27 protein-coding genes are annotated in these 23,105 nt (G+C 53.0%); 15 read left to right on the top strand and 12 right to left on the bottom strand.

All coding sequences use genetic code 11. The annotated features are described in order from the left end of the window. Nucleotides 1-460: 460 nt before the first annotated feature. From EK22_RS01650 to EK22_RS01595, 12 genes are all read left to right on the top strand, one after another. Nucleotides 461-1,486 carry a DUF475 domain-containing protein gene (locus EK22_RS01650; protein WP_020158546.1) on the top strand — a complete coding sequence of 342 codons (1,026 nt, stop codon included), beginning with the start codon at nucleotides 461-463 and terminating at the stop codon, nucleotides 1,484-1,486. Nucleotides 1,487-1,507: 21 nt separating this feature from the next. Beyond that, the gene (locus tag EK22_RS01645) at nucleotides 1,508-2,083 is read left to right on the top strand and encodes a TerD family protein (protein ID WP_036247407.1); all 576 of its coding nucleotides are present in this window, start codon (nucleotides 1,508-1,510) and stop codon (nucleotides 2,081-2,083) included. A gap of 61 nt (nucleotides 2,084-2,144) precedes the next feature. Further along, entirely contained in the window at nucleotides 2,145-2,720 is a 576-nt protein-coding gene (locus EK22_RS01640) for a TerD family protein (RefSeq protein WP_020158544.1), read from the top strand. Between the two features lie 18 nt (nucleotides 2,721-2,738). Then, nucleotides 2,739-4,004 carry a VWA domain-containing protein gene (locus tag EK22_RS01635; RefSeq protein WP_036247404.1) on the top strand — a complete coding sequence of 422 codons (1,266 nt, stop codon included), beginning with the start codon at nucleotides 2,739-2,741 and terminating at the stop codon, nucleotides 4,002-4,004. A 25-nt stretch (nucleotides 4,005-4,029) separates the two neighbouring features. Continuing rightward, nucleotides 4,030-4,617: a TerD family protein gene (locus EK22_RS01630; protein ID WP_020158542.1), complete on the top strand. Its 588-nt coding sequence runs from the start codon at nucleotides 4,030-4,032 to the stop codon at nucleotides 4,615-4,617. A gap of 91 nt (nucleotides 4,618-4,708) precedes the next feature. Beyond that, nucleotides 4,709-6,010, top strand: coding sequence for a phosphoribosyltransferase domain-containing protein (locus EK22_RS01625; RefSeq protein ID WP_036247403.1), 1,302 nt, complete (start codon nucleotides 4,709-4,711; stop codon nucleotides 6,008-6,010). Further along, a complete protein-coding gene (locus EK22_RS01620) occupies nucleotides 5,982-6,737 on the top strand; it encodes a hydrolase (protein WP_036247400.1) in 756 nt (251 codons plus the stop codon). The genes EK22_RS01625 and EK22_RS01620 overlap by 29 nt, the downstream gene beginning before the upstream one ends. Beyond that, nucleotides 6,730-7,842, top strand: coding sequence for a cysteine protease StiP family protein (locus EK22_RS01615; RefSeq protein ID WP_036247397.1), 1,113 nt, complete (start codon nucleotides 6,730-6,732; stop codon nucleotides 7,840-7,842). Before EK22_RS01620 ends, EK22_RS01615 begins: the two co-directional genes overlap by 8 nt. After that, nucleotides 7,839-8,807, top strand: a complete 969-nt coding sequence (locus EK22_RS01610; RefSeq protein WP_036247395.1) for an HpcH/HpaI aldolase/citrate lyase family protein — start codon at nucleotides 7,839-7,841, stop codon at nucleotides 8,805-8,807. The genes EK22_RS01615 and EK22_RS01610 overlap by 4 nt, the downstream gene beginning before the upstream one ends. Before the next feature lie 25 nt (nucleotides 8,808-8,832). Continuing rightward, the gene (locus EK22_RS01605) at nucleotides 8,833-10,032 is read left to right on the top strand and encodes a TerD family protein (protein WP_036247392.1); all 1,200 of its coding nucleotides are present in this window, start codon (nucleotides 8,833-8,835) and stop codon (nucleotides 10,030-10,032) included. A gap of 28 nt (nucleotides 10,033-10,060) precedes the next feature. Further along, the gene (locus EK22_RS01600) at nucleotides 10,061-10,516 is read left to right on the top strand and encodes a tellurite resistance TerB family protein (RefSeq protein ID WP_036247390.1); all 456 of its coding nucleotides are present in this window, start codon (nucleotides 10,061-10,063) and stop codon (nucleotides 10,514-10,516) included. A gap of 14 nt (nucleotides 10,517-10,530) precedes the next feature. Beyond that, on the top strand, nucleotides 10,531-10,746 hold the full coding sequence (locus EK22_RS01595; RefSeq protein ID WP_036247388.1) for a hypothetical protein: 216 nt from the start codon (nucleotides 10,531-10,533) through the stop codon (nucleotides 10,744-10,746). A 308-nt stretch (nucleotides 10,747-11,054) separates the two neighbouring features. Here the strand turns inward: EK22_RS01595 and EK22_RS01590 are convergent, their stop codons facing one another. The 5 genes from EK22_RS01590 to EK22_RS01570 all read right to left on the bottom strand — a co-directional run bounded on the left by EK22_RS01590 (nucleotide 11,055) and on the right by EK22_RS01570 (nucleotide 16,094). After that, entirely contained in the window at nucleotides 11,055-11,663 is a 609-nt protein-coding gene (locus tag EK22_RS01590; RefSeq protein ID WP_036247382.1) for a super-infection exclusion protein B, read from the bottom strand. A 134-nt stretch (nucleotides 11,664-11,797) separates the two neighbouring features. Further along, nucleotides 11,798-12,427 carry a hypothetical protein gene (locus EK22_RS01585; protein WP_152564983.1) on the bottom strand — a complete coding sequence of 210 codons (630 nt, stop codon included), beginning with the start codon at nucleotides 12,425-12,427 and terminating at the stop codon, nucleotides 11,798-11,800. A gap of 152 nt (nucleotides 12,428-12,579) precedes the next feature. Continuing rightward, a complete protein-coding gene (locus tag EK22_RS22990) occupies nucleotides 12,580-12,987 on the bottom strand; it encodes a hypothetical protein (protein WP_051961605.1) in 408 nt (135 codons plus the stop codon). Between the two features lie 124 nt (nucleotides 12,988-13,111). Then, nucleotides 13,112-13,531, bottom strand: a complete 420-nt coding sequence (locus tag EK22_RS01575) for a hypothetical protein (protein ID WP_152564982.1) — start codon at nucleotides 13,529-13,531, stop codon at nucleotides 13,112-13,114. A 406-nt stretch (nucleotides 13,532-13,937) separates the two neighbouring features. Beyond that, nucleotides 13,938-16,094 carry an amylo-alpha-1,6-glucosidase gene (locus EK22_RS01570; protein WP_081917722.1) on the bottom strand — a complete coding sequence of 719 codons (2,157 nt, stop codon included), beginning with the start codon at nucleotides 16,092-16,094 and terminating at the stop codon, nucleotides 13,938-13,940. Nucleotides 16,095-16,513: 419 nt separating this feature from the next. Between EK22_RS01570 and EK22_RS01565 the strand changes: the two genes are divergently transcribed. Both EK22_RS01565 and EK22_RS01560 read left to right on the top strand, forming a co-directional pair. Further along, the gene (locus EK22_RS01565) at nucleotides 16,514-16,792 is read left to right on the top strand and encodes a type II toxin-antitoxin system RelE/ParE family toxin (RefSeq protein ID WP_200882557.1); all 279 of its coding nucleotides are present in this window, start codon (nucleotides 16,514-16,516) and stop codon (nucleotides 16,790-16,792) included. Continuing rightward, a complete protein-coding gene (locus tag EK22_RS01560) occupies nucleotides 16,789-17,091 on the top strand; it encodes an XRE family transcriptional regulator (protein WP_020158529.1) in 303 nt (100 codons plus the stop codon). The genes EK22_RS01565 and EK22_RS01560 overlap by 4 nt, the downstream gene beginning before the upstream one ends. A 147-nt stretch (nucleotides 17,092-17,238) precedes the next feature. On the opposite strand, the gene EK22_RS01555 is transcribed toward EK22_RS01560, so the two are convergent. From EK22_RS01555 to EK22_RS01535, 6 genes are all read right to left on the bottom strand, one after another. Continuing rightward, a complete protein-coding gene (locus EK22_RS01555; protein ID WP_051961603.1) occupies nucleotides 17,239-17,697 on the bottom strand; it encodes a protein tyrosine phosphatase family protein in 459 nt (152 codons plus the stop codon). A gap of 88 nt (nucleotides 17,698-17,785) precedes the next feature. After that, nucleotides 17,786-17,959 (bottom strand): hypothetical protein, encoded by a 174-nt coding sequence (locus EK22_RS24610; RefSeq protein ID WP_156965724.1) that lies wholly within the window; start codon nucleotides 17,957-17,959, stop codon nucleotides 17,786-17,788. Between the two features lie 2 nt (nucleotides 17,960-17,961). Beyond that, entirely contained in the window at nucleotides 17,962-18,150 is a 189-nt protein-coding gene (locus EK22_RS01550; RefSeq protein ID WP_020158527.1) for a hypothetical protein, read from the bottom strand. A gap of 18 nt (nucleotides 18,151-18,168) precedes the next feature. Continuing rightward, a complete protein-coding gene (locus EK22_RS01545; RefSeq protein ID WP_036247364.1) occupies nucleotides 18,169-18,450 on the bottom strand; it encodes a BrnT family toxin in 282 nt (93 codons plus the stop codon). A gap of 591 nt (nucleotides 18,451-19,041) precedes the next feature. After that, the gene (locus EK22_RS01540) at nucleotides 19,042-19,944 is read right to left on the bottom strand and encodes a cation diffusion facilitator family transporter (RefSeq protein WP_036247363.1); all 903 of its coding nucleotides are present in this window, start codon (nucleotides 19,942-19,944) and stop codon (nucleotides 19,042-19,044) included. A 281-nt stretch (nucleotides 19,945-20,225) separates the two neighbouring features. After that, the gene (locus EK22_RS01535; RefSeq protein ID WP_036247361.1) at nucleotides 20,226-20,678 is read right to left on the bottom strand and encodes a DUF4112 domain-containing protein; all 453 of its coding nucleotides are present in this window, start codon (nucleotides 20,676-20,678) and stop codon (nucleotides 20,226-20,228) included. Between the two features lie 296 nt (nucleotides 20,679-20,974). Between EK22_RS01535 and EK22_RS22985 the strand changes: the two genes are divergently transcribed. Continuing rightward, complete coding sequence (locus EK22_RS22985) at nucleotides 20,975-21,601, top strand: phosphatase PAP2 family protein (protein WP_161786369.1); 627 nt, start codon at nucleotides 20,975-20,977, stop codon at nucleotides 21,599-21,601. A gap of 194 nt (nucleotides 21,602-21,795) precedes the next feature. Here the strand turns inward: EK22_RS22985 and EK22_RS01520 are convergent, their stop codons facing one another. Further along, a complete protein-coding gene (locus EK22_RS01520; protein ID WP_036247358.1) occupies nucleotides 21,796-23,028 on the bottom strand; it encodes an MFS transporter in 1,233 nt (410 codons plus the stop codon). Nucleotides 23,029-23,105 lie beyond the last annotated feature (77 nt).

Here is a 23,105-nt window from a genome sequence, read left to right as displayed (position 1 = left end):
ATTTTAGTTGAAGGTCAAAAAAATTGAATGTTAGGAACATTAATTGTGCTGCTGCCTGCGCCGCGCCCGGTTACTTGATGGCCTGTCGCGGTTCCGGGCCCGCTTCCAAAGCGCCAGGCACGATTAAAATACCCGTCGCCATGCCCGTGTTTCGGGCGCTTCTTACACCGACCCCTCCTGGGCGCGTACGCCGGGATTCAGGATCATTCCCGTTTGGAGTGAAATCGTGGTAATGCTGTTTCGCCTTTTTTTCATACCGGTTACACTTACTCCGTTCCAAGTGGCTTTTTTGCCGATTCAATGCTTTGGTGTTTTTAAGCTTCGGTCCATCCGCTATTTTGATCAAACGTTAAAAAATGGATCCGGCGATATGTATGATGAGTTTCAGGCCGCGTCCATGCTGTATCCTGCTTAGTTTTTATCAACAATTCTTTCCATTGACCTTAAAAATTTGCCACCTATGCGTTATTTTCAACTTTCTATTTTTTTCACCATCGTCTGCCTGATCGCGGCCTTTATTTTCGGCGGTATCGAGGGCGCGGTTCTGGCGTTGATTCTGGGGGTGCTGGAAGTCAGCCTGTCTTTCGATAATGCCGTCGTTAACGCCTCTGTTTTAAAACGCATGTCGCCTGTCTGGCAGCAGCGTTTTCTGACCTGGGGGATTATCGTCGCCGTGTTCGGTATGCGGTTGCTGTTTCCGATTCTGATCGTCGCGTTCGCGACCGGCCTGAGCTTGTCCTCGGTCACCGATATGGCGCTTAGCGAGCCCGATCAATACGCTAAATACTTACAGGACGCGCATGCCTTTATCGCCGCCTTCGGCGGGACTTTCCTGCTGCTGGTGTCGTTCTCTTTTCTGTTTGACGAGGCGCGCGAAACTTACTGGCTGGGCCGGCTGGAGAAAAAAGTCCAGGAGCTTGGCAAAATCGATGCCGTGGCCTCTACATTATCGTTGCTGTTATTACTGGTGACTTATGCGATTGTTGAAGAACCGCATCAGCATGATGTGCTGTTCGGCGGCGTCTGGGGCATTTTCCTGTACGGGCTGGTCAGCAGTCTGGACCGGTTTTTCCAGGTCGAGACCGAAGACGAGGATGCGGCTGTCGCGGATACCATCAAACAGGGCGGCGTCATGGCGTTTTTGTACCTCGAACTGCTGGATGCCTCTTTTTCCTTTGACGGCGTGATCGGCGCCTTCGCGATTACCCGCGACATCGTGATCATCATGCTGGGTCTGGGTATCGGCGCCATGTTCGTCCGTTCGCTGACCGTGTTTCTGGTCAACAAGGGCACGCTGGACGAGTATGTGTTCCTGGAGCATGGCGCCCATTACGCGATAGGGGCTTTGGCGCTGATAATGTTGATCAGCACCCACACGCCGATTCCGGAAGTGTTTACCGGCTTGATCGGCGCGGCATTCATTGCCCTGTCTGTTTTATCCTCGATTCGCTTTAAGAAAAAAGAAGCGGCGAATTCCTCTTCATAAAGTACTACAGGAGATTACGCGATGGCTATTTCATTGAGTAAAGGCGGCAACATCAGCTTAAGTAAAACCGATCCGCAGTTGAAGAACATGCTGGTCGGTTTGAGCTGGGATGCCAGATCGACCGATGGATTGGATTTCGATCTCGATGCCAGTGTGTTCATGGTCAAGGACGACAACAAGGTCCGCGGCGATCACGACTTCATTTTTTACAATCAGCTCAAGTCGACCTGCGGTTCCGTCGAGCATACCGGCGACAACCGCACCGGCGAGGGCGACGGCGATGACGAGGTGATCAAAGTGGTCCTGGATAAGGTGCCGCAAGACATTACCAAAATCGTCGTGGCGGTGACTATCCATGATGCCGAAGCCAGGCGACAGAATTTCGGGCAGGTGCATAATGCCGCGATCCGGCTGGTCAACCAGGATACCAATAATGAGGTGACCCGCTATGATTTGAGCGAGGACGCTTCCATCGAAACCGCGATGATCTTCGGCGAAATCTACCGGCATAACAACGAGTGGAAGTTCAGGGCCGTCGGCCAGGGCTATTCCGGCGGCTTGAAGGCGCTGGCCATCCAGCACGGTATTCAGCTGTAAATCTTAATTTCAAAGTGTTCCAAAGAGCATATAACGACAACAACGTAATAAGGAGACAATCATGGCTGTATCATTATCCAAGGGCGGCAACGTCAATCTGAGCAAGGAAGCCCCCGGGCTCAATAAAATACAGGTAGGCCTGGGCTGGGACGCGCGCGTAACCGACGGCGCGGCGTTCGATCTCGACGCCAGCTGCTTTCTGGTAAAAGCCGACGGCAAAGTCAGAAGCGATGCCGACTTCTGTTTCTACAACAATAAAAACGTGGCCGACGGCGCCGTGGTTCACATGGGCGACAACCAGACTGGCGACGCGGAAGGCGATGACGAAACCGTCAAGGTCGAGCTTTCAAAAGTACCGGCGGACGTCGACAAAGTGGTGTTTTCGGTCACGATTCACGAAGCCGACACGCGCAATCAAAACTTCGGCCAGGTTTCCAAGGCCTATATTCGCATCGTCAATGAAGAAAACGGCACTGAAATCGCCCGTTTCGACTTGAGCGAGGACGCCTCCATCGAAACCGCGATGATCTTCGGCGAAATCTACCGCCATGGCACGGACTGGAAGTTCAAGGCCGTAGGCCAGGGATTCGCGGGCGGCCTGGGCCCTCTGGCTTCATCGTTCGGCGTCAACGTCTAATACTGCCGGGGAAAGCTCATGCAGATCCGTAAAGGCCAAAGGCTGCCTCTGGCGCAGCTATTGCCCGAAAGCCTGCCCGGCGGATCATTTCAGATTCAGGTAGGCATGACCGGGTTGACAGCCGAAGTCGATTTTTCCTGCTTCGGCGTCGATGGCGATCAGAAATTATCCGATGACCGCTACATGACCTTTTTCAACCAGCCGAAAACGCCTTGCGGATCTGTCTCGATTTCCCTCATGAACAACCGGATAAACGGTTTTTACTGCACGTTGTCGTCCTTGCCGGATTCGATAGACCGGCTCGTGATTACCGCCACTATCGACGGCTCGGAGACCATGAGCCGCGTGCAGTCAGGTTTTCTGAGACTGGTCGCGGCAGACCGCCCGGTGGCGGAATTCGCTTTCGAGGGCAAGGATTTCCACAATGAAAAAGCGCTGATTCTGGGCGAGTTCTACCGAAAGGACGGCGCCTGGCGGTTTTGCGCGACCGGCCAGGGCTTCGACGGCGGCCTGCCGGCGCTGGTCAGGCATTTCGGCGGCGAAGTCGCCGATGAGTTGCCAACCGAAACCGATGCCGCCTCTGCCAGATTATCGCTGGAAAAAAAAGTGGCCGAGGTCGCGCCTCAGCTTGTCGACCTTGCCAAAAAAGCCTCGATTTCGCTTGAGAAAAAACGCCTGACGGATGTCGTCGCCCGGGTCGGGTTGGTGCTCGATGCATCCGGATCGATGACCGGCCAATACCGGCGCGGCCGCGTTCAGGAGGTGGTCAACCGGATATTGCCGCTGGCCGTCCATTTCGACGACGACGGCGAACTCGACGTATGGGCTTTTTCGGCAAAACCGCTGGCTTTGCCCGCCGCCACGCTGAGCAATTACGCCGATTACATCGACACGGTAAACGGCGGCTGGCGCAAATGGCGGATGCTTTCGTACAACAATGAGCCCGAAGTGATCAAGGAGGTGCTGGCGCATTACAAGGATACGGCCATGCCGGTGTTCATCATTTTTATCAGTGACGGCGGCGTGGACCAGAATGCGAAAATCAAAAAACTGCTGACCGAGGCTTCAGCGCAGCCGATTTTCTGGCAGTTTGTCGGCATTGGCGGGCGCAATTACGGCATTCTTGAAAAACTCGATACGATGTCCGGCCGGACGGTCGACAATTGCGGATTTTTCGCCCTGGATGATCTTGACAGCCTATCGGAACAGGAACTCTACGACCGTCTGCTTCAGGAGCTTCCCGCATGGTTCGCCGAGGCGAAAAGTAAAGGCATCATCAATTAATTATCAATTCATACAGGATTTACCAATGGCAATTTCGTTACAAAAAGGTCAAAAAATATCCCTGGACAAGGAATCCGGGCAGGCGCTCACCAAAGTGATCATGGGGCTGGGCTGGGATGCGGCGAAAAAAGGCGGCATGTTGGGCGGTCTTTTCGGCGGCGGTGGCGGTTCAGTCGATCTCGATGCCTCGTGCATCCTGTTCGGCGAGGATAACAAGGTTGCCGATACGGTCTGGTTCCGGCAGCTGAAAAGCCGTGACGGCAGCATCGTGCATACCGGCGACAATACCACCGGCGCCGGCGATGGCGATGACGAGCAGATCATCGTTGACTTGTCGAAAGTGCCGGCCAACATCAAATCCCTGGTCTTTACCGTCAACTCCTTTACCGGCCAGACCTTTGACGCGGTTGAAAATGCCTACTGCCGCATGGTCAATGCCGCCAACCAAAGCGAAATCGCCCGCTATACACTGACGACCCAGGGCGCGCACACGGCGCAGATCATGGCTAAAGTCTACCGGCACAATAATGAATGGAAAATGCACGCCATCGGCGAAGCGTCCAACGGCCGCACGTTTGAACAACTGGTTCCGGCCATTATTCCCTACCTGTAAGCGGCTTATTCATGCGCAGTCGGTTTCATAAAGTCTTTTCGTCCTTTCATGCCGCGTTAGAAAATCTCCGTCCGGCCTCCTGGAGGCCGGCATGACGTCGGCTTTCGCGCATGCCCCGGACAGCGTGCAGGCGAATGCGGCAACCGGGGCGACGCCAGCGGATGCGGCCGGCGCAGTCCGGCACCGGCTCGTCGAGCTCAGAACCGGCCAGCTGCATATCACGGCCGAACCCGGCCGGGTGCCGCTGCACCGGTTGCTGGGGTTTGCCTCGCGCATTAACAGCAAACGCGGCTTTTTACTGGTCAGCAAAGTCCTGGGCAAGCATTATCCCGTATCGCCGCGAACCATGGCCTGGTCTTATCGCGCCCTGGCCAGAAGCCTGCTTGCCGGCAACGATTTTTCGGCGCCCTCGCTTTGGATAGGCATGGCCGAAACGGCGACCGGCCTGGGCTATGGCGTGTTCGAGGCGGCTTACGCACTGGGCGTGCGCGATGCGTTGTTCATGCAGACGACGCGCTATCACCTGGCCGGCGGCGACCGGCTTGAATTTACCGAGGATCACAGCCATGCCACCGATTTTTTCCTTTATTATCCAGGGCATGAAAAAGACCGAACGAAGTTTCTGGGCGCCCGGCAACTGGTGCTGATCGATGACGAGATCAGCACCGGCGCGACGTTTGCCCGCCTGATAACGGCCTACCATGCTGTCAATCCGCGCCTGGAAAAAGTCATCATCGTCAGTCTGGTCAATTTCGCCTCGCCCGAGCACCGGCACCGCCTTGAAGCGTCGGCCGGCATCCCGGTGCAATGGGTCAACCTGCTGGCCGGGCAATTGCGTTTCGAGCCTGTCGATGCAAACCCGGAGCAATTTCGCGATCAAACCATCAATGTCGCCGGCAACGGCTTGTGCAAGCGCGATCTGCTGGCCTGGCCCGGCCGGCTGGGCATGGACCGGCCGGTGCGGTTTTCCGATTTGAATATTGCCGGCTTGCTGGCTTTTTTGCCCGACGGCGCGGACAGCCGGCCGATTCTCGTGCTCGGCACGGGCGAGTGCAATCCGCCGGCCTATCTGCTGGGGCGTGCGCTTGAGCGACTCGGTTATCGCGTGACGGTTCAGGCCACGACGCGCTCGCCCATTTTTCCGGAAGGCGCCATCAAGTCAAGACTGCGGTTTACCGACAACTATCAGGATGATATCGATAATTTCCTTTACAACGTTAATCCGGGCGATTTTCGCCTGATCGTGTTTTGCCACGAAACCCCGCTGGTGCCGGGCAATACGCCTGACGGCCTTGATTTTGTCGGCCTCATCAAACAGCTGAATGCCGTCAGCGTGCAATTTTCCTGTCAGGACAATAACCATAATGCAGAGTTTCATTTTTATCGACCTTGACGATACGCTGTTTCAATCGCTGCGCAAGTGCGGGCAGTCGATTGACCCGCGCATGCTAAAACCGCGCGCTTATCTCAAGGACGGCTCGGTGATCTCGTACGCCACGCCCAAGCAGCAACGGCTGTGGCAGTGGCTTTCCGGCGGCGGCCGCATGATTCCGGTCACGGCGCGAAATTTCGACGCCTTTTCCAGGGTCGACCTGCCGTTTACCGAGGAAGCGGTGCTGAACCATGGCGCCGTCATCCTGGACAAAAACCGCCGTCTCGACCCGGAGTGGCAAAGCCGCATGGCCGATGTGCTGCCGCCCTATCACCGCGATCTGCTGGATCTGTGGGAGCAGGTGCAATGCCATGCGCGCCACGAGCCGGCGCTGAAGCCGCGATTGATCGAGGATTTCGGCGTCACCTGGTATGGCGTCGTCAAGCACGCGGCGGCGGACGAGGACGCGCTGGACAAGCTGCTGAACGCGGTGATCAGGCCGCATGAAGCGGTTTTGTCGGGCCGGCTTTACTACCATTTCAACGGCAACAACCTGGCCGTCATTCCCGACGTGATAGGGAAGGCCAACGCGGTCAGTTTTCTGAAGGAACGGTATGCGCGCCTGCATGGGCCGATATTGACGATCGGCATGGGCGACAGCAAAACCGATATACCGTTCATGTCACTTTGTGATTACGCCATGATTCCCAAAACATCACAGTTAGGAGGGCTTTTTCACCATGTCTGATTATTTCTCGGGCAGCTATCCGTCCAAGGATGTGCGCTTTTTGCTCAAGCCGATCCATGTCGAAAACACGCCGGTTCATGTCAAGGAAGCCCTGATTCAGGCCGGCAAAAAGCATTATTCGCAGATGCTTACCCATGAAAAACGGCCTTCCCGGGACTATCTGGACCTGTTCCGGCGCGCGCTCGCCGACAATCAGGCGCGGGTCGCCAAACACACGCTGATCCTGGCCAAACGGATCATCGAGACGCGCGGCAACGGCGTCACCCTGGTGTCCCTGGTGCGCGCGGGCACTCCGGTCGGGGTGTTATTGAAGCGCGTGCTCGCGCGGTATTTCGATGTCGATGCCGAGCATTATTCGATTTCGATCATCCGCGACATCGGCATTGACGAAAATGCGCTGCATCATATTCTTGAGCATCATGCCCCGGAGTCCATCGTGTTTATCGACGGCTGGACCGGCAAGGGCGTTATTTCAAGCCAGCTGGAAACCAGCCTGCGGCGTTTCAAGGAAAAATACCGGATTGAGATTCCGGCCGAGCTTTATGTGCTGTCCGATCTGGCCGGCACCGCCTCGGTATCGGCATCGACGGAAGACTATCTGATTCCGTCCAGCATTCTTAACGCGACCGTGTCGGGACTGGTCAGCCGGTCGGTGATCGATAAAAAGCAATTGCGCGAGACGGACTATCACGGCTGTCATTTCTACCGGGATTATTCCGACGCCGATATTTCCAAGGGATTCGTCGACTCGATCATGCGCGTTGCCGACGACATCATGACGCAGCCGGCCTCGCCGCATTACGATCCCGAGTTGCGCCTGTCCGGCGAGAGGCTGCCCAAACAGGTGCTGCGGGAACGGTCCCGGCAGTTTCTGGCCTGGGTCCGCGACAGCTTCGGCATTGCCGACCAGAATCTGATTAAACCCGGCATCGGCGAGTCGACCCGGGTGCTCCTGAGGCGGGAAGCGGATTTATTGCTGGTGAGAAAGCGCGAGGATCCCGCCGTCAAACACCTGCTTTATCTTGCCGAGACAAAAAACATAGCGATCAGGATCTGCCCGGATCTGCCTTATCGGTCGGTCGCTTTAATTAAGGAACTGACATGACAATAACAAGACGGTCCTTTCAGCCGCATTTGACGGAAAAGCCTTCGGGCTGGGCGCTGGGGGCGCCTTTATACGTGCCGGCCATGCATCCCGATCTGCTGAAAATCGCCAACGCGGAGAAGATTGCGTTTATCAGAACCATGATTATCTGCACCGAGGATGCGGTCGCCGAGAAGGATGTCGAGCTGTCGCTTCGGCAGCTGGGCAATTTTTTGCCGCTGATCAGTTCGATTGCCAGTAAACGCCGGTTTATCCGGCCCAGAAATCCGCAGGTACTGAAACGCATTCTGGATTTGCCGGGCATCGATAAAATCGATGGCTTTGTGCTGCCGAAGTTTAACCGGGCCAACCGCGACCAGTACCTGGAGGCGTTGCGGGGGACCCGGTTCCTGATCATGCCGACCCTGGAAACGGCGGACGTTTTCGACCCCTATGCCATGCGCGAGCTGGCCGTGTCGCTGTCCGAGGATGCCATGAAAGCCCGGATAATCCTGATCCGGATCGGCGGCAACGATTTGCTGAATCTGTTGGGACTGCGCCGTCCCCGGGGCATGACCCTGTACGAAACGCCGCTGTCCGGCGTCATCTCCCAGCTGGTAACGACCTACAAGCCGCTGGGCTTTTCGCTCTCGGCACCCGTGTACGAATACCTGGACGATAACGCGACGCTGGAGCGGGAGATCCGCCTGGACATGGCCCATGGCCTGGTCGGCAAAACCGCGATTCATCCCGAGCAGATACCGATGATAGAAAGGCATTACGCGGTGTCCCGCCAGGACCATGAAATGGCCTTGTCCATCCTGAACCGCGATATGCCGGCGGTGTTCAGGATGCATGATGCCATGTGCGAGGTCTCCACCCATTCAAACTGGGCGCGGCAGATTCTGCAGCGCTATCATTGTTATGGGCAGGATCAGAGCGCCACGGATGTCAGCTACCTGTCGCCCACTTCCTCTTATGCCTGATTTCTAAAACATCGATGGATTAGCCATGAACGCGCGCAAAGACCTCGTCTCCGGACAAAATATCACCCTGGCGCATCATGACCTGCATGTCATGATTATCCCCGCGCAAATGCCTCCCGACCTGGCGCTGGACACCAGCGCCTTTCTGTTGAACGACAAGGAAAAGGTGAGCTCGGACAACGATTTCGTGTTTTTCAACCAGCCCTCCCGGTTGGATCAGGGCGTCGAGCTGGACTGCGGCAACCATAAGCTGACGCTGCACCTGGACCGCGTGGGACCGCAGATCCATAAAATCGTCTTTACCTCGACGATTTTCCAGGGCAACCTCAAAGGCCTGGCGTTCAAGGACGTGAAAAAAATCACCGTGCTGGTCAAGGATTTTCTGTCCGGCATCGAACTGATCTCGTTCGCGTTGGATACCTCGGCCTTTTCGGAAACGGCGCTGATCTTCGCGGAACTGTACCGGCACCAGGGCAACTGGAAATTCCGGGCCATAGGCGCGGGCTTTGTGGGCGGACTGGAGCCTTTGGCCAGACACTATGGCGTCGATGTCGGGGAAGGCGAGAGTGCCGCGCCGGCCGTGCCGCCGGTTCCATCCGAGCCGCCGCCCAGGCCGATCAACCTGAGCAAGGTGACGCTGGAGAAAAAAGGCCAGTCTATTTCCCTGGATAAAAAACCGCAGGGCCAGCTGGGAAAAATCCACGTCAATCTGAACTGGAATGCCGTGCCGGTCAAATCCCCCGGATTTTTCTCCCGCGCCAAAGGCGGCATCGACCTCGACCTGGGCTGCCTGTTCGAGCTTCAGGACGGCTCGATCGGCGGCATCCAGGCCTTGGGCGACAGCTTTGGAAATTTTCACCGGCTGCCGTATATCGAGCTGGATCAGGATGACCGCAGCGGCGCCTCGATAGCCGGCGAAAACCTTGCCATCAATGGCGATTACTGGCACCTGTTCCGGCGCGTGCTGGTGTTTGCCTTCATCTACGAAGGCATCCCGAACTGGTCGCATGCCGATGCCGTGATTACCATAAAAAACAGCGGGCAGGCCGATATCGAAGTCAGGCTGGACAGCCATCGCAACGACCAGATGATGTGCGCCATCGCCATGCTGGAGAATATCGACAACCAGGTGGTGATCACCAAGCTGGTCGACTATTTCAACGGCCACCAGCCCATGGATGTCGCTTACGGCTGGGGATTGAATTATAAACCCGGATCCAAATAACCCATTTTTTAACAGAAGGAAAAATAGTATGAGCTTTGAAAGTTTCTTAACCTCACTCAAAAACAAAGCCTCGGAACTGAAAACCGAGGCGCTGAAATTCAAAAACAAGGACTTTTTGAACGCCACCATGGCCGGCTCCGCTTTGATCGCCATGGCGGACGGTGTGATCAGTCCCGATGAAAAGCAGAAAATGATCAAATTCATCGAAGCGCATGACGCGCTTTCGGTCTTTACCACGATGGACGTTGTCAACGCCTTCCAGACCTATGTCGGCCAGCTGCAGTTCGACAAGGATATCGGGGAAGCCAAGGCCTTCGAAGCGCTGAAAAAAATGGAAAGCAACGCCGCGGCGGCGCGACTGATTATGAGAATGGTGATCAGCATCGCCGGATCGGATGGCGATTTTGACGACTATGAGAAACGGATGGCCGTCAGGATAGCGAAAGAACTGTCACTCGATCCCGTTGAATTTGAATTGCTGTAGCCGCCTGAGTGGCCATGAAAAAAAGGTCTGCCCGGCAGGTAGCCGCTGAGAAGCGCTATGATTTAAAGCGCAAACATCAGCCCCGGCTGCCTGCGGCCAGGCTCAATGAGGAAGAAAATCATCTGGCTACCCAAGTCTTTCAACTATTCAACGGCAGCAAAAAAGAAGCGCTTCTCGAAGGCTTAAGGCTGCTGTTTATCTCGATGACCGGCTCGAAGCCGAAAAAGTAACGCAAGCCAAAAACACCACGAACGATTGCATGTGTAAAAGTCTGGATTTGATTTGCCATCAATGAAATCAAATTCAGACTGATGTTGGCATTTTTTGAAGGTTGAAAAATGAAGGGTTGTTATGTGCCAATCAGAGACATTCAAGAATTTCAGCCAAATGGCGGCTGCATTACAGAAAGCTGTCGTTCAACGCTGCAAATCAGCTGACCATTGTAGCGGGGCGAGGACTGTGGCATTTGCCATAACCGCAGCACCGCGGAAATGGGTCGGCTGAATTTGCCTTGTTAGGCGAGAATTTTAGCACCGACTCAATATCTACGATGACGAGCATTCCGCTTTTTCTCTTCTTCAATTCTCGTATTTTCATCATCTTTAGCGATGATGCCATCTTTATTTTCGAGCAAATGCTGCCATACGAAGTCATTTACAACAAATGGATAGTAGTCTTGGTGGTGAGTTCCACCGGGAGTATAAATTAAACCTTTTGAGCCAAGTGTTGCCGCATAAGGACTATGAACCCATGTGGTAAATGATTGGCTATTTTCTCTAAGACAACCTGCTAGCAAGCTCAGTTCTTCTTTAGATAAATGTTCGATCCTTTCTAAAACCTTCTGCTTCCTTGTTTCTTGTTCCTCGTCTTGTTCGGCTTTTCTTAAGCTACTTCTCTGCTGGAGTAAGGTTTGTTTTCTTCCAGCACTAACTAAATCAATTACGAAGGTAACAGCCGCTGTAAACGAAAGGGCACCGCTTACTACACAGATTAGAATAACAATCGGATTAGCTAAACCGCCAAAAATGGAAAGATCTAGTATTTCCGTTCCTTCAAGGAGTAACAGAATAATACTGGCCATAAATAAACCAGAAATCACCTTGGTAGGAAGCTTTAAGGCATTAAGCCAATTTGCATCTAACAACACTACCCCCTTTCCTATGATGGCATTCGCCTAACGCCCAAATAACCGGCTGGCCGAATAAACCCGCCAGGTTAAATTTAACTAACAAGACCATGCAATAAACAGGACTTACAAAGCACGACTTCCAGAAGCCTCGTTTATTTTTGATTATCTACTGATAATGCATTCGCTAACTCAAGATTTAACGACTCTAATTTTGACATTTCATTATGTAAATTATCTCTGGCTTTAAAATATTCTGTAGAGGAGCAATTATTAAGTTCTTCTTTGAGCTTATCAATTAAAATCATACTATTTTCTATGTCATGTTTTATTTGTTTTAATTGCCTCGGCATACTTGAAATATCAGGCACAGTATATTTAGTACTCATAAATTCATCTACACGGACATTTATAGTTTCACCTACAGACTCTTCAGCTGTTATTTTTAGTTTATTTCCTTCTTGTTGGGTCATGGCCACCACTAATATTATATCCTTCAAAGGGTGCTTTACCACGCCTCGTATTGATATATCTCCTCCTTTTCCATCATGTATTAAACAACCATTAAACAAGTCGAAAAACATAATTAATGCTGCATCATTAACTCCATGTCTTATTTCTTCTTGACCTCCATGTTCATATGACATTACTACTGCATTCATTAATACTCTGTGAGCAACAAATTTATCATATTTATATTTAATAAATATCCATATCAATATCGATGCGCCAAATGTTGGTATTGCTAAAATTATTGCTATCAATGTTAATGTTTTTGTTTTCAAAATGTTTCTCTTTTATAAAAAATCCGGCATTTTCAACCAAGACTCAGAACAATGTCTTGTGCGCGAACCAGAGATTGTCTCGTGTTGCGTAGTTCTTACGGTATCTCGTTCAGCAGATTTTGCCGGCTTTTCAATACGCGAGTACTTAATTACTAGCTCTTTGACATTTGATGTGCAAAGTCAGCTAGGATTTCCTCACTAAAACCTTCTGCTGCTAGTCTACCCATAGCGTTTAGAGTTTCTGAGTCATGCAACAAATCATAACGGCCAGAAAGAACAGAGTCATTACTCAATACTGAGGCTTTGATAAATTCTATTTTGTGGTCAACCATCTCATTTGTGTAATTGACATATTTGTAATAACTATCAACGTCGTAATTTAAATCTTTTAGTTCTTTGTCAGATTTGAAGTGTAATTTCGCCTTTAATGCTTCTATATCATGAATCCAAATTTTGTCGTCTTTTATGTAATAAATTCCATTGTATGCATTCTCATCAAGCACCTCTTCAAATCCAAGAGAAAGTGCTAATTCTATATTTTTTAAATAATCCATTTTCATTGTGTAAACCTATCTTTCAGGAGAGTTTAACGCCCAAATCACTTGACGAAAAAAAGGGCAGAAGTTTTGCGATAGCAAAAGTTATGACGCTTTGTAGGTCAAGTGAATTTGAACGTTAGCTGCGTTATTTAAAGACTTCACTTATCTTTTGTTCAACCTCATCAATTACTTCAAAGAGATAAGCATTGTTCTTAGCCATATGATCAACCATTTCACCCAAGCTAGGTATTTTACTTATCTTTGAAGAACTATAATCAAATACACCAATTTCTCCCAAACTTTCTAGTTCTGCTTTTACTTCAAGAAAAATAGACTCTATTGAATTAAATTTATCATCAGAGATTTCTAGCATATTTTCCATCATATACTTTAATGTTCTCAACTTCGAAATTATGATATTTAAACGAGTGATCAAGTGTTGATTCTTTGTATAGTTTTTTTGAAAAGACAGAGCCCTACTTGAAGTCAGATAAGACATCCAAGCAGCAATTGCAGCCGATATGGTTGCAATTGTTGTAAGAGCAATAAAAATTAACTCAATCATATTCTCGGTGATGCATATATTCATTTTTGTCAGCTAAGGAGTTAGATCGTTTCCGTATATCTAACAGAAAATGACCTTCGAAACGATAATTTATTGATCGGCATATGATTATCCTCTCTGTATATCATCGGAGACGGTAAGTTATGACTGGTAATGATCTAATTGCTGCCATTGAATCACGCTAGGCGACAGACCGCAACGGGTCGCATTCAGCCAGTCAATCCCAGATTCAATTGGGAATCAAAGGGATCGGACTCGATCGTTTTATGAATCAACTCTATAGCGCAGAACGCAAAATGTTGGAATGTGAGAACTGACCCTGTCGCCCTGCTGTGGAGAAGGATAAATTGGTGATGACGGCTGATCTGAGCGGCTGAAAGAAAAGGCGATTGATCCTGACGCGTGTTCAGACTTTTTTCACGCCGGGAGTTTCACGCGGCTCCACCTTCAGTTCACCCGTGACGGCGAGCACGTCATGCCGAGTCGCTTCCCCCTCGCGCCAGAAGCGGATATCGACGGCTGCCTGGCCCACACGCAGCTGGTGAAGGGTGAGGTCCGGCAGCCAGCGGGGCAGCACCGGATCGATGTAGAGCGTCTTCTTGTGGGCATCGGCGTCGAGCCCCAGGATGGCGCGAATCAAATGAAACACGCTGCCCGCGGCCCAGGCCTGGGGCACATTCGCGCCGAGGTACTGGACCGGGAAAGTACCGGGTCTCCGCTTGACGCCCGCATACAGTTCCGGCAGGCGACTGAACCTGAAGTAACTGGCGGCTTCGCTGACATCGCGGGCAATCATCCCCGCCTCTTTCGCGAATCCGTAGCGTTTGAACCCCATGGCGATGATCCCGTTGTCGTGCGGCCATACCGAACCATTTTGATAAGAGAACGGGTTGTACGCCGGGTTCCTCTCGGAGAGCGTTCGAATGCCCCAACCACTCCAAAGATCGGGCTTGAGCAGTCGCCGGACCACCTGCTCGGCACGGTCCGGGCGCACAATGCCGCTCCAGAGAAGATGGCCGGCATTGGATGCGATCGTCTTGACCGGTTGCTTGTCTCCATCCAGGGCATAGGCGTAGTAGCCGAGATCCTCGCACCAGAAGCGCTCTTCAAAGCGACTCTGCAGCTCTGCGGCTTCTTTGCGCAGCTGTGCGGCCCGCTCGGGATCGCCAAAGTATTCGATTCCTTCCGCGACCCGAAGCTTGGCATCGAAAACATACCCCTGAAGTTCGCATAAGGCTTTCGGCCCTTTGACCAGCGAGCCATCCGGATAGACGACGGAATCACCGGCGTCCTTCCAGCCCATGTTTTCGTAACCGCGACCGGAACGGGTCTGATACTCCTGGAATCCGTCACCGTCGCGATCGCCAAAATGATCGATCCATTCCAGGCACCGCCGTATGACATCCTGGTAATGGGGGAAAAGCAGGTCATCGCCCAACCATTTCCAGGCTTCATGCAGCGCAATCAGATACAGGATGGTCGCGTCGGCCGTGCCGTAATAGGGCGTATGTGGGATGCGCTTGAAATGTGCCAGTTCGCCGGACCGAAGCTCGTGGGGCATCTTGCCGGGCTCGGCGTCCCGGTAATCGTCGATTTCGGTCGCCTGAAGATCCGCCAGGCGCCGCAAGGTGCCCCGGGCGAAATCCGGGTATACGATCAGATTCTGCAAGCTCACGATCAGGCTGTCACGGCCGAAAACACTGACAAACCAGGGGACTCCGGCCGCTGCGAGTATCTCCTGCTGTTGTTCATCGTCACAGGGCAGGCGCAGCGCCGCCATGTCTTCGACGGATTGCCGATAGAGCCGATAGAAATCTTCGTTCGAGGTGGTGATCTGAGTGGTGACTTGCTTCCAGTGCGAGAGATTCCGGGCGGTTTTAGAGCGATGAAGCGCATGGGCGCATTCCTCAGGCGCTTCATGGAGGCGGTCGCCTTCGAGGATCTCGTATTTGCAGCAGGCGTGCCAGGCGGCCCCAGGCGGGAGATCCACCTCGAAATTGAGGCGGCCATTGCCGTATACGGCCTTCGAGGTGCAGTGCTCCATCCTCACGATGAGCGATCTGTGAAAATCATCGTGGCGGTAGCAGGTGATCAACTGCTGGAGGGCGCTTTTCCATTCGGTTTCGATGTGCCCCCTGCGCGTAAACTCTTTGGCCTTGACTTCGAAGATATCGGCAAAATCGGAGCGAATCAGGATCTCAAGATTGAAGTGCAAAGGCTGGCAACTGTAGTTCCGAAGATCAATGTCCTCGTGCAGCCCTTCGGCGACTGCACGGCTCAGCACGAGTCCCAGGATTGACGGCGCAATTTCGCCATGCTCCGTGATGACTCTGGGGTTCGCCAGGTAGGTCCGCGACGCGTAATAAGTAATCGTTGCGGAATTCAGGAGGGTCCAGGGCTGACCATCGATGTAGAGTTGATAGCGGCTGATGAATCGAGTATCCCGGGAATAGAAACCCTGGTCGGAAGCATTTGTGATGGATCCGTCGAATTCGGAGACCAGGAAGGTATTTCCATAATTGATGATGGTGACGGGAGGGCCGACCGTGACATCCAGAGCCATACAAACTGCCTTCACGAAGAGGAAAACAGTCTATTGGACCTAGCGGATTCAGACAGGTTCATGCCACCGCCTGGGCATTTTCTTTATTACAGTGTGTTATGAACTTGTTCTAATTGCCGGGGTATTCGATGCTAATGAATCAATCGAGTTATATAGAACTCTGCTTAAGCACTTGATTTATAAAGCTATGCTTGAAAGTTCGTAATGCGCTCTGAGAGCCAATGGGGTCAGATTCGATTGATTTGTGGAATGTCACAGTCTTTATTTCAATCGAGTCCGCCCCCCTTTGAGCCAATCGTTTTTATAATCAATGAGTGCTTGTTACTGTGTACCTATTTTGGTACGCTGCATCAATGAATCCAATCCTTTCTGTTAAATTTCTTGCAACTGAAGCCGGCAGCTAGCCCGTTAGAGAATGGCTGAAAAGACTATCAGCTCAAGATAGAAAAACGATTGGCGAAGATATTAAAACGGTGCAATTCAGTTGGCCTCTTGGTATGCCGTTAGTCGATCATCTCGAAAGCGACATTTGGGAAGTCAGAATTAAGCTTGATAACCGGATTGCGCGCGTTCTGTTTGTCATCGACAAACATACGATGATTTTGCTGCATGGCTTTATCAAGAAAAATCAAAAAACACCGAAGCAGGAACTCGATTTGGCAAAACAAAGATTGAAAGCATTACGAGGTAAGCAATGAACAGTCAACATGAAGAGAATCCTCATATCGGCAGCAGCTTCGACGACTTCCTGAGCGAAGAAGCCATACTTGATGAAGTCACAGCGGTAGCGACCAAACGGGTCATTGCTTGGCAAATATCAGAAGGCATGTCTGCGCTTAAGCTCAGTAAAACGGCAATGGCAAAAAAAATGCACACTAGCAGAGCTTCGCTTAATCGGTTGTTGGATGAAGAAGATACCAGTTTAACCTTGACCACCTTAGTGAGCGCCGCCGCCGCTCTGGGTAAAAAGGTAAGAATAGAATTAGAACCGATGTAAATTTTGTGCCAGCATAGCCAGTTGTAGGCTCAAAACCGGCCAACCAGAGACATTCAAGAATGTCAGCCAAATGGCGGCTGCAATATAGAAAGCAGTTGTTCAACGATGCGTCTGAGCCGCGCCAGCGGTGCTGGCTCCAGCCGATGGTTAGCTATTCCTCTCTCGTTCTTGCCGAACAAGTGCGATCAATGATGCCCACGCTTCATCAGGCTGCCATATGCGACGCATGAAGTCATTGCCCTTCTCGCGTGACCAGCCAAGCCTGGCTTCGCCATACAACGCCATGAAGCTGGTAACGCGCTTATTTGCCGCGCAGTGAACGAAAACTTTCTTGCCCTGGACGGCATTCATGAGCCAAAAAAACTGCTGGAGATTTTCCAGTTGCGGCGCCTGAAAGTTAACTGGGATATGGTGATACTCAAGCCCTAACGACTGCACCAGGCCCGCCTCATCCGGCAGGCAATACCGCGGATCAAGCAGGCCGAGGTTAATGACGACCTCGAATCCCTCCGCAGCAACCTCTCGCAACTGGCTTTCGGATGGCTGGCCCGCGGTGGCCAGTCTAGGGGTGACCGGTATGAAGTTTTTTATGTGCTCCAGCGCCATGTCTCGATTCTATTATTCCTCTTGTGCAGGACCGTAGGTGCGATTAGCGCAACGTAATCGCACCTACGGTCCTGATACCAGTTGAATGCTATCGGTTTCCCTTCCGAAACCTGGCTAATTCATCATTTCTCAGCTCTCTTGCATCGGGGTCCATCATTGCCGCCCTCTTTATTTCCTCATCGGTCATGGATTTTACTTTCTTCCAATCTGTAGAACCTCGACGACCTCTTGCTTCTGTACCACTAACTTTCTTTATAGCCATGTTTATTTTTCCTCATTTTTCTTCTTGACTGGTTTGAACTGCTTCAACTCTTCGTCTGTGGGCAATGCTGAATCCGGATCACTTTTTGCTGCATCCTCGATTTCCTCGTCGGTAATCTCGTCAACCTCTTGCCAGTTGGTTTTGCCCTTTAGCTTCTTAACTTCTTCAGCAGAAATTTTCTTAATGGCCATGATTTAACCTCCTAAAAATCAAAATATTCCACGCTCATATGTCGCACGCTCTTTCTTGTTCGCCTTTCGTGCTGATATGACTCTGATAGTATTCCCTGATCTCTCAGTGTAAACGACAAAAAGTACTCGCTCGTTTGACATTCCAATTACTTGATATCGATCTTCACCATAGTCGTGCCTGCTATCGAGTTTACTTAGGCGCCGTTCATCAAAGAAGACTTGTATTGCATCCATAAAGTCAATTTTATGCTTAGCACGGTTTATATTATTTTTGTTTTCATCCCATTCAAAATCATACATTTCTCAAATGCTCCTTTTACCAATTTCAGCTAACAAGTGATTCCCTAAGTCTGCACATCTTACATACTGGACCTCAGCATCAAAACAATATTTTCTAAAAACGTTGTGGTTCTAAAAGGGATAACATACGTAATTTTCACGATAAACAGATCCAGATAACTTCAAGGCATTTATAACGAACTTGCCCAAGCTATTCAGCAAATAGCTGCTATACGACTAAATGTCGCCATTCAAATAATTCGCTGACGTTACGCACAGACAGAGGGTCATGCCGTCCGCAACGTCGAACATGGGCATTGTTCCCCTGACCGGCCGGGTTTTTAAATGGGGGCAACCGCAGTAGTGGGAGCGATGCCTACATCGCGATTCAATACCACCCGGCAAGTCGCGATGTAGGCATCGCTCCCACAGGGACGGCCTTAGGCTTGAAGGAATGGCGGAGGTAGTTTTTTGACCGAATCCGCCCCTGCCGGCGCCTGAGTCAATTGTCCGCGTAACATCAGTAATTCGATTGAAAGACTGCAACGTGTCGCATTCAACCAATCAATCCCTGATTCAATTGAAACCCAATTGTTAAAGCCATTATCCAGCCTAATCCGCATTATCAAGCTCGAAAAATGTCCATTGCACGCGCGGGTGGATTTCCTTGATCCGGCTTTCCATGGCGTTGATTTCACGCACGGCATCGGCGACCGCCATGTCGGGCGTCAGTTCGGCTTTGATTGTGACCATGACGCTGTTGCCGTGGTTGATCGCCCACAGGTTCAGCACCCGCACCACGCACGGTTGCTGCTCCAGATAGTCTTTGATGCTGTCGCGAATGCTGTCGGCGCTTTCGCCGACAATCAATGAGTGCACTTCCCGGCCGACAAGGGCCGCGACGCCGATCAGCAACAGGCCGATCAGCATGGAGCCGGCGGCATCGAACGCGGTGTTGCCGGTGATTATCGTCAGGCTCAGCATGACCAGCGCGATGACCAGTCCTGCCAGGGCCGCCAGATCCTCACCGGTCACGACCATCAATTCGCTGGAGTGCGTTTCCTGAAACCACTGCCACAGCGTGCGCTCGCCTTTTTCCGCCTGCAGGGCCGCCAGCGCGCCTTTCAGCGAGAGCCATTCCAGGCCGGCCGCCACCAGCAGGATCAGAAACGCGACACCGGCATTTTCAACTTCGTGGGGAGTGGTATAGCGCAGCCAGCCTTCGTACACCGAAAACACGCCGCCGACCGTGAACAGCGTTATCGCGACCATCATGGACCAGACATAGGCCTCGCGCTCGTATCCCATCGGATGGCGCGCGGTGGGCTGTTTTTGCGAGCGCTTCATGCCGATCAGCAGCAGTATCTGATTGCCGGAATCGGCAAAGGAATGGATGGACTCGGCCAGTAACGAGCCCGACCCTGTCCAGAAAGCCGCCGCGGTCTTGGCGATTGCGACACCTAAATTAGCCGCGAGGGCATAGAAAACAGCGGTGGTTGAATTGGAATGTGACATGGATGTTGCTGCCGGGTTGGGTTATAGGGAACGACGGGCCAACAGCGCCTGATGGCCTGTCGCGGGCTTAATAATCAGGACTTACGCAAGCCTGTGGGGGCGACTTCAGTCGCCCATTCAGATAAAAGGCGACTGCCAACAGTAGGCGCTTTAGGCGAAGTCGCCTCCACAGGATTGAAACCCGCTTGTTTCGGCGGATGAACAGGCAAACTGCGTAAGTCCTAATAATTATAGAATGGATCGCGACGAATAAAACGTAACGGCGGCAAATCGGAGTCGATTCAGCCGATGGCGTTGATCAGCCAGGCCAGCAGTTTGATCGTCAGCCAGATGACCAGTCCGATGACGGCAATGATGGCCACCGCTATGAGCACGATTGAAACGGTATGCCTTTCGACGGACGCCTGTGGGGATTGGTAGTAGTTGCTCAGCAACTGAACGTTTTTCTGGTTGGCCTTAAAGGCGATATCGAAGATGTCGCCGACCAGCGGCACGGCGCCGAGCAGCGTTTCGAACACGACATTGACGCCCATGCGCATCAGCACGACCCGCGGGACACCCATTCTGGCGGCTTGCCAGATGATGTAACTGGATAAAATCCCGCCCGTCGTATCGCCGATGCCGGGAATCAGGCCGATCAGGCTGTCCAGGCCCATTCGAATGGACGTGCCCGGAATGCGGAAGGAATTATCGAGCAGCCAGGCCATGCGCTCCAGCTTTTTCAGTTTGTCCATTTGTTTCTGTATCCGGAAACCGTGATGAGTGACCTTTCAATCGTGATATTGCCGTAAGCGTTGCAGCCTCCTGTCCCGTCGGCAACGCGGCAAACACCATCGGATAACGAAAATACACAGCCTATCAAGCGCGGTCTGTGCGTTTGCGTACATAAGCGGGCCGGACCGGCTTCGGGCACCGGAACAATCGATTGCGCGCCGGCATCAAACCACAACGGGCCGCCCGGCTCCGGCTATAATCAGCCACAGCCATGCGCGACCGGCGTCCATGGCTTCTTCCGACCAAGGCGATGTATATGACTTTATCGAAACTGACGACCATCCTGATCCTGTGGCTGGGCATGGTAGCGCTGTTATTCATCATTGAGCGCTTCAGCGCTGCGCCGTCCTCATGGGACCAGGTCGTTCTGTCCCATGCCGCGCAGCTTCAAAGCCTCTGGCTGGACCGGCTGTTTTTGTTCATCACCGACTTCGGGTCGCTTTATTTTCTGGCGCCGCTGACTGCGGTTCTGGCATGGCTTCTGGCCCGGCGCGGCCATCCGGACGAAGCCTGGTTTCTGGCGTTGAGCCTGGGCGGCGCGAGCCTTGTCGCGCGTCTGGCCAAATACCTGTTTCAGCGCGCGCGGCCGGATGCCTACCCCCATATCGCAGCGCTGCCGCTGGATGCCTCGTTTCCCAGTGCCCATACCGTGCAGATCACGGCATTCGTGTTCGCGCTTTGCCTGATAATCAGGCGGCTCGATACGCGGGCCATGGGCTGGTTCATCGCCGTTGCGGCGCCGATCGCCGTCATGGTCGCGCTGTCGCGTCTTTACCTGCAGGTACATTATCCCTCGGATGTGATCGGCGGCGTGGTCCTGGCGCTGCTATGGGTGCTGGGCACCCGGCAGCTTTTCAGCGCGCCCGGCATCAGGGCCGGATAGCGTATGAGGCTGTGAAAGAATTAGTGAAAAACGTCATAAAAAGCCTTATTCACCACGAAGATCACGAAGGACACGAAGAAAAATTAAGTTAATCAAAAGCTTAAAACTTCGTGCTCTTCGTGTACTTCGTGGTTAAATCCTTTAAATTGAATACTTTCACAGTCTCGTATGCGCAGTACATTTCCGGCCCGTGCTCAGCGCTGCGCGTGAGGGAAGCGGTCGATGCGGCGCAGCGGCGGAAACAGCCAGATCCATAAGAAGGTGATGGCCAGCGTCGCGCCGCCGCCGATGACCACGGCCGGCACCAGCCCGAACCAGGCCGCGGTCAGCCCCGATTCGAATTCGCCCAGCTCGTTGGAGGCGCCGATAAACACCGAATTGACGGCGCTGACGCGGCCCCGGATCGCATCCGGCGTTTCCAGCTGCACGAGCATGTGACGGATGTAGACGCTGACCATGTCGCCGGCGCCTATCAAGAATAGCGCCAGCAGGGACAGGTAAAAATTGTGCGACAGGCCGAACACAACCGTTGCCGCGCCGAACAGCGCCACGCCGCCGAACATCCAGCGCCCGACCCGTCGGGAAATGGGCCACCAGGCCAGCACCACGGCCGTCAGCGCCGCGCCGACGGCCGGCGCCGTGCGCAGCAGGCCCAGACCATGCGGGCCGATATGCAGGATATCGCGGGCATAGACCGGCAACAGCGCAACCGCGCCGCCGAACAGCACGGCGAACAGATCCAGCGAAATCGCGCCCAGCACGATCGGTTTGGCGCGCACGAAGCGCAGGCCTTCCAGCAGCGTGTGCCAGGACGCCGGCTCACGCCCGGCCGCCGCCTTCCTGTCGGTGCGGATCAGCAGCACCAGAAGCGCCGACAGCCCCAGCAGGCCGGCAACAATCGCATAGACCGTCTGCGGTCCGGCCAGATACAACAGTCCGCCCAGCGTGGGGCCGAGAATCACGGCGACATGATACGTCGAGGAACTCAATGCCACGGCATTGCCGAAGCGCTCGGCCGGCACCAGGTTGATCACGATGGCCTGGCTGGCCGGCATCATGAACGCGCGCGCCGAGCCGTACAGGGCCATGACCGCGAACACCGGCCAGACCGCTTCCAGGCCCGACAGCGAGAATACCAGCAACAGCACGCCGCAGAGCATTTCCACGACAAAGCACAAGGTGATGATCCAGCGCCGGTCCCACTGGTCCGCGGCCTGCCCGGCGATCAGAATCAGCACCGCGAAGGGCGCGAACTGCGACAGGCCGACCAGGCCCAGATCCATGACATCGCCGCTGAGCGCATAAATCTGCCAGCCCACGGCGACGGTCTGCATCTGCACGGCGATCGTGGCCAGCAACCGCGCGCTCAGGTACAGGGTGAAATTACGATGGCGCAGCGCGCCGAACCCGCTCAGGGATTGTGACATGAAGATACCTTATAGACTGATGTTACGTAACGGTCAGGGGATTTTTTCCACGAAGAGCAAAAGCAGGCGTCTCTATG

Origin of the sequence: Methylobacter sp. BBA5.1 (genome assembly GCF_000746145.1) — a bacterium.
In the GTDB taxonomy this organism is placed as follows: domain Bacteria; phylum Pseudomonadota; class Gammaproteobacteria; order Methylococcales; family Methylomonadaceae; genus Methylobacter; species Methylobacter marinus.
The sequence above is the reverse complement of the archived record's forward strand: the minus strand, read 5'-3'. Positions and strand labels throughout refer to the sequence as shown.

Bases quoted from the DNA above. Each gene is read 5' to 3' on its own strand.
- EK22_RS22990 (WP_051961605.1), bottom strand. From the start codon at position 12,987: ATGAAAATGGATTATTTAAAAAATATAGAATTAGCACTTTCTCTTGGA.
- EK22_RS01540 (WP_036247363.1), bottom strand. From the start codon at position 19,944: ATGTCACATTCCAATTCAACCACCGCTGTTTTCTATGCCCTCGCGGCT.
- EK22_RS01555 (WP_051961603.1), bottom strand. From the start codon at position 17,697: ATGGCGCTGGAGCACATAAAAAACTTCATACCGGTCACCCCTAGACTG.
- EK22_RS01550 (WP_020158527.1), bottom strand. From the start codon at position 18,150: ATGGCCATTAAGAAAATTTCTGCTGAAGAAGTTAAGAAGCTAAAGGGC.
- EK22_RS01625 (WP_036247403.1), top strand. From the start codon at position 4,709: ATGACGTCGGCTTTCGCGCATGCCCCGGACAGCGTGCAGGCGAATGCG.
- EK22_RS01520 (WP_036247358.1), bottom strand. From the start codon at position 23,028: ATGTCACAATCCCTGAGCGGGTTCGGCGCGCTGCGCCATCGTAATTTC.
- EK22_RS01610 (WP_036247395.1), top strand. From the start codon at position 7,839: ATGACAATAACAAGACGGTCCTTTCAGCCGCATTTGACGGAAAAGCCT.
- EK22_RS22985 (WP_161786369.1), top strand. From the start codon at position 20,975: ATGACTTTATCGAAACTGACGACCATCCTGATCCTGTGGCTGGGCATG.
- EK22_RS01605 (WP_036247392.1), top strand. From the start codon at position 8,833: ATGAACGCGCGCAAAGACCTCGTCTCCGGACAAAATATCACCCTGGCG.
- EK22_RS01545 (WP_036247364.1), bottom strand. From the start codon at position 18,450: ATGTATGATTTTGAATGGGATGAAAACAAAAATAATATAAACCGTGCT.
- EK22_RS01620 (WP_036247400.1), top strand. From the start codon at position 5,982: ATGCAGAGTTTCATTTTTATCGACCTTGACGATACGCTGTTTCAATCG.
- EK22_RS01595 (WP_036247388.1), top strand. From the start codon at position 10,531: ATGAAAAAAAGGTCTGCCCGGCAGGTAGCCGCTGAGAAGCGCTATGAT.
- EK22_RS01650 (WP_020158546.1), top strand. From the start codon at position 461: ATGCGTTATTTTCAACTTTCTATTTTTTTCACCATCGTCTGCCTGATC.
- EK22_RS01635 (WP_036247404.1), top strand. From the start codon at position 2,739: ATGCAGATCCGTAAAGGCCAAAGGCTGCCTCTGGCGCAGCTATTGCCC.
- EK22_RS01535 (WP_036247361.1), bottom strand. From the start codon at position 20,678: ATGGACAAACTGAAAAAGCTGGAGCGCATGGCCTGGCTGCTCGATAAT.
- EK22_RS01570 (WP_081917722.1), bottom strand. From the start codon at position 16,094: ATGGCTCTGGATGTCACGGTCGGCCCTCCCGTCACCATCATCAATTAT.
- EK22_RS01575 (WP_152564982.1), bottom strand. From the start codon at position 13,531: ATGATTGAGTTAATTTTTATTGCTCTTACAACAATTGCAACCATATCG.
- EK22_RS01630 (WP_020158542.1), top strand. From the start codon at position 4,030: ATGGCAATTTCGTTACAAAAAGGTCAAAAAATATCCCTGGACAAGGAA.
- EK22_RS01645 (WP_036247407.1), top strand. From the start codon at position 1,508: ATGGCTATTTCATTGAGTAAAGGCGGCAACATCAGCTTAAGTAAAACC.
- EK22_RS01615 (WP_036247397.1), top strand. From the start codon at position 6,730: ATGTCTGATTATTTCTCGGGCAGCTATCCGTCCAAGGATGTGCGCTTT.
- EK22_RS01560 (WP_020158529.1), top strand. From the start codon at position 16,789: ATGAACAGTCAACATGAAGAGAATCCTCATATCGGCAGCAGCTTCGAC.
- EK22_RS24610 (WP_156965724.1), bottom strand. From the start codon at position 17,959: ATGGCTATAAAGAAAGTTAGTGGTACAGAAGCAAGAGGTCGTCGAGGT.
- EK22_RS01640 (WP_020158544.1), top strand. From the start codon at position 2,145: ATGGCTGTATCATTATCCAAGGGCGGCAACGTCAATCTGAGCAAGGAA.
- EK22_RS01600 (WP_036247390.1), top strand. From the start codon at position 10,061: ATGAGCTTTGAAAGTTTCTTAACCTCACTCAAAAACAAAGCCTCGGAA.